Here is an 11,788-nt window from a genome sequence, read left to right as displayed (position 1 = left end):
TGTCCGTGCCCCTTTGCATCGAGAGTTGACTTACACAGGCGGCCTGTATAGAAACAACGCTGGTATATCTCTACTCTTACTTTGCGAGCCACGTTGATGGTTACCCGAAAACTGCTGTTAACCGGTATGGCGGCCTTCGCGAGCGCGACCGTGCTCAGCCAAAGTGCCCTGGCCGATTCCCGAGAAGACATTGAGGCGCGTATTCAGGCACTCAATACCGAGCTTTACCAACTGCGCCAGCAACTGCAGCAAATCGAAGCGCCTGAAGAGGCGGCACGGGGTGTCGAGCCGGAACCACTGCCGGTAGAAGCGGCGCTGGAAGACCTGAGCGAGCGACGTCAGTTGGAACAGGAGTCGTCGCGTAACCCGTTCTCGATCACCACGCACCGTACCAACTACCTGTTTCCCATCAGCTACAATTCGAACCAGAATGTCGAGAACTTCCGCAGCATTTCCGATGAAGTACAGCCGGATAGCGGCGAAGTCAAGTTTCAGTTTAGTGCCAAGTTCAACTTGGCAGAGAACGTCTTTGGTGACATCGGCGACGTTTATTTCGCCTATACCCAGCGTAGCTGGTGGCAGGCCTACAATACCGACGCCTCCTCCCCTTTCCGGGAAACCAACTACGAGCCTGAAGTGTTCATCGACTTCGACAACGCTTGGAGTGGTCTGGGCTGGGTAAATACGCGCAATCGCGTGTCATTCATCCACCAGTCAAATGGCCGTTCCGACCCGCTCTCGCGGAGTTGGAACCGGGTATATCTGGAAAGCACCTTCCAAAGCGGTGATTGGGCGCTCACCCTTGCGCCTCATTGGCGCGTGCCAGAGTCGGAGAGCGACGATGACAACCCAGACATCGAGCGCTTCGTCGGCTATGGCGACATTCGTCTCGCCAAGCGTCTGCAGAACAATCATGAAGTTGCCGGTCAACTGCGCGGTAACCCCAGCGCTGGCAATTACGGCACGCAGGTCGATTACAGCTGGCCCGCATTCAATGGCGTTCGCGCCCATGTGCAGTACTATTACGGCTACGGGGAGAGCATGATCGACTACAACCATCGCGTGCATCGCTTGAGCCTTGGTTTCAGCCTCAACCCACTATTCAGCGCCACCGGGCTGAACCGTTAACCCGGTAGGGTTGTCTATCCGGTGACGACTGCTATGCTGGAGTCGTCACTCATTTACTCGTCAAAGGAAGACATCATGGCAAAACGTAATACAGACACCTCCGCCCGCGCTGACCAGTTGAAAGAGGATCTGCGTCACCTCAGCGAGACCGTCGAAGAGCTGATGAACGCCACCTCCAAAGACGCCAGCGGTGAAATGCGCGACCTGCGTGAGCGTGCCGAACGACGTTTGAAGGATACCCGAGCCCGCCTGGAAGCACGCGGCGAACGTTTCTACGAAGATACCCGCGAAACGCTCTCCGAGCAGGTCGACTGCTGTGACCGTTATGTTCGTGAAAACCCTTGGACTAGCATCGGCATCGGTGCCGCCGCTGGCCTTGTCGTCGGTATGCTGCTCGGACGTCGCTAATGGCTTTGGGTCCTACCCAACGCGTCTTTTCTGCCGCCAAACGCTTGCTAAAAACACTGGTTGCCAACAGTGAAACCCGCCTGCGTTTGGCGGTTTTGGAATTAGAGGAAGAGCGCGCACGTCTATTGGTATTGCTGCTGCTGGCAGGCGCCAGCCTTCTGCTACTGCTACTTGGCGTCGCCACGCTAACCGCTTTGGTGGTCGTGCTCTTTTGGGATACGTATCGCCTGACCGCGATCAGCGTTAGCGCTGGCGTGCTCATTGCACTCAGCATTTTGCTGGCCGTCATTGCCCTGCGCCAAGCCAAGCGTCACACGCTGCTCAAAGAAACACTAAAGCAGCTCGCCGCTGATCGCGCCCTGCTGGAGGTGAATGAGGATGAGCCGTCACGACAGCGTCGTTAAACCGCCTACCCGAGCAGAGCGTAAGGCGGCATTACTGGCTGAGCTGGAGCAGCAGCGCATCGACATGCTGATCGACAGCGACACGCTTCTACGCGCGTCGTCGCCGCTGGACAGTCAATGGAAAAGCCTCAAGCTTCCCCTGTATGCCATCGGCGGCGTCGCGGCTTTGCGCATTGCGCGCCATCCTGGCGGTGCCATGGCGGCTGGCCGTAAGGTGCTCGCAGGCTACATGCTCTTTAGGAAATTGAAGTTACTGACCAAAGTGGCGACGTGATCTCACATCATATTCGCTGAGCTGAGGCTTTAGAAAAGCCGCTGCGGAGCAACGCAGCGGCTTTTTCGTGCGCATCGATAGCGCTTAGCACGCTTGACCACAGGCGACGCCGCTGGCCCACGCCCACTGAAAGTTATAGCCGCCCAGTTGCCCCGTCACATCCAACACTTCGCCAATGAAGCGCAGCTGTGGAAGGTCTTTGACTTCGAAGGTTTTCGATGAGATTGCGTCGGTACTCACGCCCCCCATGGTGACCTCCGCCGTGCGCCACCCTTCCGTGCCTGCCGGTTTTAGCTGCCATTGGTTGAGCCGCTGGGCCCAAACATCGAGCGCATCGTTGCTATACTGCGCCAACGGGCTGGCCAAGTGAGCATCGGGGTACCACTCTTGCAGCGCCTGGGCAAAACGCTTAGGGAAACGCTCGCCTAGCCACGTCGACAGCAGCCTTTTTGGGGTTTCATGACGCGCATGACGCAAAGCGTCAGCCGCGTTTTCGCCCGGCAAGAGGTCGATGGAGATCACGTTACCCGGCTCCCATACGCTGGAAATCTGCAGCATGGACGGCCCAGAGAGCCCCCGATGAGTGAACAGCATCGGTTCGACGAAGTGCGTCTCCTTGCAGCTTACCGCCGTGGGCAGGCTGACCCCGGAAAGCGCTGCGGCACGCTCTTTCCAGCTGTCACTCAGGGTAAACGGCACCAGGCCGGGGCGAGTGGGCAGCACCTCCAGGCCGAACTGGCGCGCAATTTCGTAGCCAAAGCCCGTCGCGCCCATGGTGGGAATGGAGAGCCCCCCTGTGGCGACCACGACCACGCCTGCATCGATGGTACCCATGGAAGTGGTCAAGCGCATGCCCTCGCCTTGGCGCTCCAGTCGCGAGATGGACGTCTTGAGCGCCACTTCCACTCCCGCCCAGTCACACTCGGTCAGTAGAACCCGGACGATTTCTTTGGCAGAGTCGGCGCAAAAGAGTTGCCCAGGCGCTTTCTCCACGTAGTCGACGCCGTGGGTATCGATCAGCGATACAAAATGTTCCGGGCGATAACGTTTCAACGCAGAAATGCAAAAATAAGGATTTTCAGAGTAAAAATGTCCAGGTGCTGTATCAAGATTGGTAAAGTTACAGCGGCCTCCCCCAGACATTAGGATTTTTTTACCCGCTTTGTTTGCATGGTCGAGCACAAAGACACGTCGCCCGGCATAGCCAGCCTGTGCCGCACACATCAATCCCGCAGCACCCGCGCCGATGACCACGACGTCGTAGACCATAACAGAGGCTCCCAAGATGAAAAGTCGGGCATTTTAGCAGGTAAGACGCCCTAAATTACTGTACTTTTTAAAAACCAATGTACAAGAAAAGCATAAGAAAAAACCTAGTCGCAACAACACCGCTGGGCGTTATGGCTAACGATTGCTCTCAGCTGCGCCTCCTGCTCAATACAATAGAGACACCTATGTTCGCTTTTAAACGCTTTTTTTGCTGCCTCTTGCTCCTGCTCGGATGGGCCGCTGGTGCCTGTGCGCAATCGCAGCCACCGGTCATTGGTTACCACGTCAAGACCGAAACATGGTCCGATCCGCTGGAAGCGTTGGGCACCTTGAACGCCGATGAGAGCGTTACCCTATCCGCTACCGTCACGGACACCATCGCTGAAATCAATTTCGACGATGGCGAGCAGGTCGAGCGTGGCCGTTTATTGATTCGCCTCGAAGACAGCGAGGAGCAGGCGCTGTTACGGGCTGCCCAAGCCATTACCGATGAACGGCGTAACGCCTCTGGCCGCGCCTCGCAGCTACAGCAGCGCAACCTCGCGGCCAGAGCCGACGTCGAAGATACTCAATCCCAGCTTCGCCAAGCGCAAGCTGATGCCCAAGCGCTGGAAGCCCGCCTGGAAAACTATCGCATCCACGCGCCGTTCAGCGGCCGGGTGGGCTTTCGCAATGTCAGTGTGGGCGCACTCGTTACGCCTGGCATGGCGCTGGTGACTCTCGACAAGCTCGACGTCATGAAACTCGACTTCACCGTGCCCGAAGTATTTCTAGACCGACTCTCAGCTGGGCTGAGCCTGAGCGCCACCACCGCCGCGTACCCGGATGAAGTGTTTCGCGGCGAGATCTCGAGTATCGGCACCCGTATCGACCCCGTCTCCCGCAGCGTCAACGTGCGCGCCGAGTTGGCCAATCCTGACTTAAAGCTGCGCCCTGGCATGCTGATGGAAGTCATCGTGCAGCAGCGCGTGCGCGATGCGTTAGTGCTGCCCGAAGCCGCCCTTCAACCCAGCGGCAACCGCCATTTTGTCATGGTGATTCAACAGCAAGAGGCCCCGCGCTTAGAGCGTCGTGAAGTCGCTATTGGCGAGCGGCGCAGTGGAGAAGTCGAGGTGTTGGAAGGTATTCGTGAAGGCGACTTGGTCGTGATTCACGGCCTGCAGCTCGCCCGGGAAGGCCAGGAAGTACGCATATTGGGCATTGCCGATGACACGACGGACATTCGCTCGCTGCTGGAGGCTGATCGCTAATGCGTTTATCCGACATTTCCGTCCAGCGGCCCGTTCTGGCCATGGTGATTGCCGCCCTGATCATTGCCTTTGGCTTGCTGGCGCTCAACCGCTTGCCGCTGCAAGAATACCCTACGGTCGACCCGCCCATCGTCAGTATCGATACCCGCTACCCCGGTGCCTCTGCCAGCGTAGTAGAAACACGCATTACCCAAGTGTTAGAAGATCGCATTGCCGGGGTGGAGGGCATCGAACTCATCACCTCGCAAAGTGAAGATGGCCGCTCGCGCATCGAGATCGAATTCGCCATCACCATGGATATCAACGCTGCCGCTAACGATATCCGCGACCGCATTTCAGGCGCACTGCGCAACCTACCCGACGACGCCGACAACCCGGAAGTTACCAAAGCCGACAGCAGCGAAGAGATCGTCGTTTGGCTCAGCCTCTCGGGAGCGGACTACTCAATTGCCGAGCTCACCGACTACGCCAACCGCTTTCTTGTCGATAGCCTCTCGGTGCAGCCGGGCGTTGCCCGCGTTCGCGTGGGCGGCGGGCAGGATTACGCCATGCGTGTCTGGCTCGACCGTAACGCCTTGGCGGCTCGCGGCCTCACCGTGGGCGACGTGGAAGATGCACTGCGGGCGGAAAACGTCGAACTTCCCGCAGGTTCGATCGAGTCCGACGACCGCCAGTTCATCGTCCGTCTGCCGCGCAGCTTCTCTACCGCCGATGATTTTCAGCGTTTGGCCCTGGCCCAAAGCAGCAACGGTTATTTGGTACGTCTTTCCGATGTCGCCCGCGTGGAAGTTGGGTCGGTGGAGGATCGCTCGGTGTTCCGAGCCAATGGCGTGCCCATGGTGGGCCTAGGGATGATCATGCAGTCCACCGCCAACGTGATCGAGCTGTCGGAAGCGGTGCAACAGGAGTTGACGCGACTACAAGGTACTCTGCCCGAGGGCATGTCGCTGGCTCTGAATTACGACGCCTCGGTATTCGTCTCCGGTGCCATCGAGCAGGTGGTGATGACCCTCTTTATCGCCATGGGGCTCGTGGTGGTGGTGATCTTTCTGTTCCTGGGCAACCTGCGCACGACCCTCGTCCCCGCCGTCACGGTGCCGATTGCCGTGATTGGCGCTTTCACGGCGCTCGCGGCGATGAACTTCTCCATCAACCTGCTCACCCTGCTCGCCCTGGTGCTGGCCATCGGGCTGATCGTGGACGACGCCATTGTGGTGCTCGAAAACATCAACCGACGTATGCACGACTACGGCGAAACGCCGCTGGTGGCCGCCTTTCGCGGCACGCGTCAAATCGCCTTTGCGGTGATTGCCACGACGCTGGTGCTAGTCGCCGTCTTTGTGCCGCTCAGCATGCTGCAAGGCGACATTGGCCGGCTGTTCTCGGAATTCGCCCTCACCATGGCAGCGGCGGTGGTCGTCTCTACCCTGCTCGCGCTCACCCTAACGCCGATGATGGCCTCCAAAATTCTTAAGCCCGGCATGCACGATAGCCGCGTTGGCCAAGGCGTGCAGTGGCTGCTGGACGGCACCAAGCGCCGCTACCAGCGAGCGCTGGAAGTCGTGCTGGCGGCCAAGTGGCTGGTGGTCGCCCTGTTTGCGCTGCTGATTGCAGGCACAGCGTGGCTGGCATCGGAACTGCCCAATGAGTACACCCCGCAGGAAGACCGCGGCAACTTCATCGTGCTGGTCAACGGGCCTGAGGGAGCTACCTTCGACTACATGATGGATTACATGGATGAAATCGAAGCGCGGCTGACGCCGTTTGTTGAGAGCGGCGAGCTGGAGCGCGTGGTCGTGCGTGCCCCGCGCGGCTTCGGCAATATCGAGAACTTCAACAGCGGCTTCATCATCGTCAATATGGCCGACTGGGGCAGCCGCCGCAGCGCCTGGGAGATCATGGCCGACGTGCGCCAGCAGCTCCGCTCGCTGCCGGGCGTTCAAGCCTTTCCAGTGATGCGCCAGGGCTTTGGCCAGCGCACCCAAAAGCCGGTGCAGTTTGTGTTGGGCGGCGGCACTTACGAAGAGCTTGCCCGCTGGCGTGATCGGTTGATCAATCACGTGCGGGAAAACAACCCGCGTTTGACGGCCATCGAGAGCAACTACGACGAAACCCAGCCGCAGCTGCGGGTCGATATCGATTACGAGCGTGCCGCCTCGCTAGGTGTGACCGTGACCGAGATTGGCCGCACGCTGGAAGTGCTGCTGGGGGGCCGTAACGTGACCCGTTACGTGGACAACGGTGAGGAGTACGACGTCATCGTGGAAGGCGACCGCAGCCGCCAGAACAGCCCCCGCGCGCTGGATAACATTCAGGTGCGCTCAGCACGCACAGGAGAGCTCATTCCGCTGGCCAGTTTGGTCACGCTGTCCGACTTTGCCGGTGCCAGCACGCTCAACCGCTTCGACCGTGTACGCGCCATCACCATCGAAGCGAACCTCGCCGACGGCTACCCGCTGGGCGAAGCGCTGGCCTACCTGCAAGATACCGCCGACACCCTGCTGCCAGAAGAGGTACAAACCAACGTGGCGGGGCCATCCCGGGATTTCCAGCAGGCCAGCGGTGCGACGATGTTCCTGCTGGTGCTGGGTGCCGTGGTGGTATTCCTGGTACTGGCCGCCCAGTTCGAAAGCCTCATCCACCCGTTTGTGATTATGCTCACAGTGCCACTAGCCATGAGCGGGGCACTGCTTGCGCTGCTGCTCAGCGGCCAGTCGCTGAATATATATAGCCAAGTGGGCTTGGTACTGCTGATTGGTTTGGCGGCGAAAAACGGTATTTTGATCGTTGAGTTCGCCAACCAGTTGCGCGATGAGGGCCAAGGATTTCGCTCGGCGCTGATTGAAGCCTCGGTCACTCGCCTGCGGCCAATTTTGATGACCGCCGTGACCACCATGGCGGGGGCTATTCCACTGATCATCTCCAGCGGCCCGGGGGCGGAATCACGGTTGGTGATTGGCACGGTGATCATGGCCGGGGTTGGGGCGGCAACCGTCTTCACGCTGTTCGTCGTGCCAGTGGCCTACGATCTGCTGGCCCGCCACTCTGGCTCGCCTGGAGCAGTGAAGCGCCAGCTCGAAGAAGAAATCGCTAATGCGCCCACGGCTCAACACACGCCGCTTGATACGCCCGAGCGATAAAGCATAACCACCAGAAACACTAAGGGCGCCAACGCGGCGCCCTTAGTGTTTAATCGTCACAACGGCTGTGCTTATTCGCAGTCGCCGATGCGCTCGCCTTCAATCGCGGTGTTCATGGTCAGCTCACCCATGGGGGACTGCGTCAGAATATCCACGGTGCCTTCGATCTGCTCGCCCATGAAGCGCATTTCGCCGTCGATGGTGGCTTCGCCACCTTCAGCGCGGCATACCATGCTGTAGGAGAGGCCGTCGGCATTCATGTCTTGGTCAAGCAGCTCGCAGCCCTCTTCCTCTTCGATGAACCCAAACTCCGCGCCTTCCAGCTCTTCCTGCGTGATGCACTGACGCTCGGTTTCGGTTTGATCGGGAATCTGCATATCGCCGCTGACGCTGGTCACGCTGACGAACTCCCATTCGCCGGGCGTCACGTTGGGTGTTTCCGCCTGGGCGACCATCGGGAAGGCCGCTAGGGCCGCAACTGCCATGTATCGTTTCATCATCGCTTTCATCTCGCTAGGTGATTCGGGACAACCTGCCACTATCCTACCTGATTCGCGCCTCAGGTGCCTGCTTGCCAACAGCACTGCTACACTAAGAAACCATCATGCTGATGTACCACGAGTGTAACGCTAAAAAGGGCAAATACCATGCAAGACGATGCGTTAGTCAATCACGATTTTCACTGCCCTTACTGTGACACGCCGCTCACCTTCGTGATCGACACCTCCCAGGGCAGCCACGACACCTGGGAGGATTGTCACCAGTGCTGTGCGCCCATTCAGCTACAGGTCATCGTCTCTCCCATGACCGGTGAGCTAGACGCCGTCATCACGGGGCGTGACGACGACGTCCTCTAGCGCTTTACCGCCCTGCCCTCAAGCCCCTTCGGCTTGCTGAATGGCTGCCAAACGCTTGGCCTCGCTGCGGCGCATGAAGTACCACGCCAGCAGCGTCGCCAACGACACCGTCAAAATGATCAGCGTCGCCAGCGCATTGATCTTCGGAGACACCCCCATCCGCACGGAAGAGAACACCACCATCGGCAGCGTATTCGCACCGGGGCCCGACACGAAGCTGGCGATGACCAAGTCGTCCAGCGATAGGGTGAACGCCAGCAGCCAGCCCGCGGCCAGCGCGGGCGAGATCACTGGCAGCGTCACGAAGAAGAAGGTTTTGACCGGCGGTGAGCCTAAGTCCATGGCCGCCTCTTCGATAGAGCGGTCCACTTCCCTCAGACGAGCGGCCACCACGACCGCCACATAGGCGCTACAGAACGTCGTATGGGCAATCCAAATGGTGGCCATCCCCCGGTCGGCGGGCCAGCCTATCAGTTGCGCCATCTGCACAAATAGCAGCAGCAGCGAAAGACCGGTGATCACCTCTGGCATGACCAGCGGCGCGGTCACCATGCTGGAGAGCGCCGTTTTGCCGCGAAAGTGGCCGTAGCGCGTCATGACGAAGGCAGCGACCGTGCCTAGGCACACCGCCATGCTGGCGGCAAAGAAGGCGATCTCCAGGCTGGTCCAAACCGCCGACAGAATCTGCTGATCACGGAACAGCTCGCCGTACCACTGGGTGGAAAATCCGGCCCATACCGTCACTAAGCGGGATTCGTTGAACGAATAGACCACCAGCACGACCATGGGTAGATAGAGAAACAGCAGCCCTGCAACCAGCATCACGGTGGTAAAACTTGGGCGTCGACGCGATCTCATCATTCTTCAAGCTCCCGTGACTGGTAACGGTGGAACCACACGATAGGGACAAGCAACAGCAGTAGCATGACCATGGCGAGCGCCGAGGCCACGGGCCAATCCCGGTTGAGGAAGAACTCTTCCCACAGCACCTTACCAATCATCAGCGTATCTGGGCCGCCCAGCAGCTCAGGAATGACGAACTCCCCGACTGCCGGTATGAACACCAGCATCGAGCCCGCGATGATGCCCCCCATCGAGAGCGGCAGCGTGACTTTCAAGAAGGTGTTGAATTTACGTGATCCAAGATCCGACGCCGCTTCCAGCAGCGAGTTATCCAAACGCGTCAAGTGGGCATACAGCGGCAGCACCATGAACGGCAGGTAGGCGTAGACGATCCCTACAATCACCGAAAAATGGGTGTTCATCATCTGCAAGGGGGAGTCGATGATCCCCAAACCGATCAACAGGTTATTGATCAAGCCGCTATTGCTGAGAATGCCCATCCAGGCGTAGACCCGAATCAGAAATGAGGTCCACGATGGCAGCATGACCAACAGCAGCAGAATGAGCTGCCAGCGGCCCGGCGCACGCGCCATGGCATACGCCATTGGATAACCAATCAGCAAACACACCGCCGTGGCGATGAAGGCGGTCTTGATCGACCCCCAGTACGCCGCCACATAAAGTGAATCGGACAACAAAAACAGATAGTTGCCCACATTCAAAAAGATGTTCAGCGTTTGGTCGGCATACTCCACCAGCGGCCCATAGGGCGGTATGGCAATCGCTGACTCTGACAGGCTGATTTTCAGCACCAGCGCAAACGGGAGCAGGAAAAACAGCGTGAGCCACACCAGCGGGAACGCAATCACAGCGCGACGGCCTAGCTGCATCCGCTTGATCACGCCTGCAATGCGAGATGGCATCATAATAGGCAATCTCCTCTCAGCCACCCGGGCATTAGCGGTTCAGCACGATAGCGCTATGGTCTTCCCAATAAACGTACACGCTATCCTCCCAGGTGGGACGGTCGCCGCGACGCTCGGTGTTGGCCATGCTCACCTTGATCATCTGCCCTGAGGCGGTGCGCACGTAGTAGAGCGAGTAGCCGCCCAAATAGGCGATATCGTCCACTTTGCCTGCTTCCCAGTTGTACTCACACGTCGGCTGTTCGCGAGTCAGCCAGATTTTCTCGGGGCGCAGCGCTGCCCACACCCGACGGTCCACCGCTTGCGTGGTGATGCCGTGGTCGATGTAAATCGGCCGAGACAGCGCCGGTGATTCGATGCGGCAATGATCGGCGGCGTCTTCGATGATCTCGCCTTCGAACAGGTTCACCGTGCCCACGAATTCGGCCACCATACGGCTAGCGGGACTTTCATAAATATCCACTGGCGAGCCGACTTGCTCGATCCAGCCATCGGCCATGATCGCCACCCGATCCGCCATGGTCATGGCTTCTTCCTGGTCGTGGGTCACCATGATGCAGGTCACGCCTACCTGCTCGATGATCTCGACCACTTCCAACTGCATTTCGGTACGCAGCTTTTTATCCAGTGCGCCCATGGGCTCATCGAGAAGCAGCAGCTTGGGTCGCTTGGCGAGCGAGCGGGCCAAAGCCACACGCTGACGCTGACCACCCGAGAGCTGGTGAGGCTTACGCTTGGCGAAGCGCTCCATGTGCACCAGTTTGAGCATCTGGGCAACCCGCGCATCGATTTCAGCTTTGGGTAGCTTGTCCTGCTTCAGGCCGAAGGCGATGTTTTGGGCCACGGTCATATGCGGAAACAGGGCATACGACTGAAACATCATGTTGATGGGACGCTTGTGTGGCGGCATCTCGGTGATGTTCTCGCCACTCAACAAAATGCGCCCTTCACTGGGCGTTTCGAACCCGGCCAGCATGCGCAGCAGCGTCGACTTACCCGACCCCGAGCCGCCCAGCAGGGCAAAAATTTCGCCGCGCTTTACCTGTAAATTCACGTCATCCACGGCAAGCGCATCATCGAATCGCTTGCTCAAACGCTTGACCTCTAAAACGATATCCTCGGCAAATCGAGGTGCCTTCCCCTGGGCGCGAGCCGGAGGAGGAACGGCAGACGAAGCAGAGGAGGCGTCGTTCGACAGGGGCGTAGTGACCATTCGCCACTCCCATCAAAAGGCCCGGTTAACCGGGCGATAAAAGACAAACAGCGAGCCGGGCAGCAGCCCGGCTCGC

12 protein-coding genes are annotated in these 11,788 nt (G+C 59.0%); 7 read left to right on the top strand and 5 right to left on the bottom strand.

The genetic code is table 11. The features are described 5' to 3' along the window. Positions 1–96 precede the first annotated feature (96 nt). The 4 genes from CTT34_RS06325 (at position 97) to CTT34_RS06310 (ending at position 2,214) form a co-directional block, all read left to right on the top strand. Entirely contained in the window at positions 97–1,128 is a 1,032-nt protein-coding gene (locus CTT34_RS06325; RefSeq protein WP_159341673.1) for a phospholipase A, read from the top strand. Between the two features lie 75 nt (positions 1,129–1,203). Then, positions 1,204–1,536: an ElaB/YgaM/YqjD family protein gene (locus tag CTT34_RS06320; protein ID WP_159341672.1), complete on the top strand. Its 333-nt coding sequence runs from the start codon at positions 1,204–1,206 to the stop codon at positions 1,534–1,536. After that, entirely contained in the window at positions 1,536–1,940 is a 405-nt protein-coding gene (locus CTT34_RS06315) for a phage holin family protein (RefSeq protein WP_159341671.1), read from the top strand. Before CTT34_RS06320 ends, CTT34_RS06315 begins: the two co-directional genes overlap by 1 nt. Then, complete coding sequence (locus CTT34_RS06310; RefSeq protein ID WP_159341670.1) at positions 1,915–2,214, top strand: YqjK family protein; 300 nt, start codon at positions 1,915–1,917, stop codon at positions 2,212–2,214. The genes CTT34_RS06315 and CTT34_RS06310 overlap by 26 nt, the downstream gene beginning before the upstream one ends. A gap of 84 nt (positions 2,215–2,298) precedes the next feature. Here the strand turns inward: CTT34_RS06310 and CTT34_RS06305 are convergent, their stop codons facing one another. After that, a complete protein-coding gene (locus CTT34_RS06305; RefSeq protein ID WP_159341669.1) occupies positions 2,299–3,483 on the bottom strand; it encodes a BaiN/RdsA family NAD(P)/FAD-dependent oxidoreductase in 1,185 nt (394 codons plus the stop codon). 185 nt (positions 3,484–3,668) lie between these two features. Between CTT34_RS06305 and CTT34_RS06300 the strand changes: the two genes are divergently transcribed. Both CTT34_RS06300 and CTT34_RS06295 read left to right on the top strand, forming a co-directional pair. Then, entirely contained in the window at positions 3,669–4,733 is a 1,065-nt protein-coding gene (locus CTT34_RS06300) for an efflux RND transporter periplasmic adaptor subunit (RefSeq protein ID WP_159341668.1), read from the top strand. After that, positions 4,733–7,873 (top strand): efflux RND transporter permease subunit, encoded by a 3,141-nt coding sequence (locus CTT34_RS06295; RefSeq protein ID WP_159341667.1) that lies wholly within the window; start codon positions 4,733–4,735, stop codon positions 7,871–7,873. Before CTT34_RS06300 ends, CTT34_RS06295 begins: the two co-directional genes overlap by 1 nt. A 71-nt stretch (positions 7,874–7,944) precedes the next feature. Here the strand turns inward: CTT34_RS06295 and CTT34_RS06290 are convergent, their stop codons facing one another. Continuing rightward, positions 7,945–8,358 carry a DUF3617 family protein gene (locus CTT34_RS06290; RefSeq protein WP_253017241.1) on the bottom strand — a complete coding sequence of 138 codons (414 nt, stop codon included), beginning with the start codon at positions 8,356–8,358 and terminating at the stop codon, positions 7,945–7,947. A gap of 162 nt (positions 8,359–8,520) precedes the next feature. Between CTT34_RS06290 and CTT34_RS06285 the strand changes: the two genes are divergently transcribed. After that, positions 8,521–8,730 carry a zinc ribbon domain-containing protein gene (locus CTT34_RS06285; protein ID WP_159341666.1) on the top strand — a complete coding sequence of 70 codons (210 nt, stop codon included), beginning with the start codon at positions 8,521–8,523 and terminating at the stop codon, positions 8,728–8,730. 18 nt (positions 8,731–8,748) lie between these two features. Here the strand turns inward: CTT34_RS06285 and CTT34_RS06280 are convergent, their stop codons facing one another. The 3 genes from CTT34_RS06280 to CTT34_RS06270 are packed head-to-tail and all read right to left on the bottom strand — an operon-like array spanning position 8,749 to position 11,712. After that, entirely contained in the window at positions 8,749–9,591 is an 843-nt protein-coding gene (locus tag CTT34_RS06280; RefSeq protein WP_159341665.1) for an ABC transporter permease subunit, read from the bottom strand. Continuing rightward, a complete protein-coding gene (locus tag CTT34_RS06275) occupies positions 9,588–10,499 on the bottom strand; it encodes an ABC transporter permease subunit (RefSeq protein ID WP_159341664.1) in 912 nt (303 codons plus the stop codon). Before CTT34_RS06275 ends, CTT34_RS06280 begins: the two co-directional genes overlap by 4 nt. 31 nt (positions 10,500–10,530) lie before the next feature. Further along, complete coding sequence (locus CTT34_RS06270; RefSeq protein WP_159341663.1) at positions 10,531–11,712, bottom strand: ABC transporter ATP-binding protein; 1,182 nt, start codon at positions 11,710–11,712, stop codon at positions 10,531–10,533. Positions 11,713–11,788: the final 76 nt, after the last annotated feature.

It is taken from the genome of Halomonas meridiana, from assembly GCF_009846525.1.
Lineage (GTDB): Bacteria > Pseudomonadota > Gammaproteobacteria > Pseudomonadales > Halomonadaceae > Vreelandella.
Note: the sequence above shows the minus strand (reverse complement) of the source record. Positions and strands in the feature narration are given on the sequence as shown.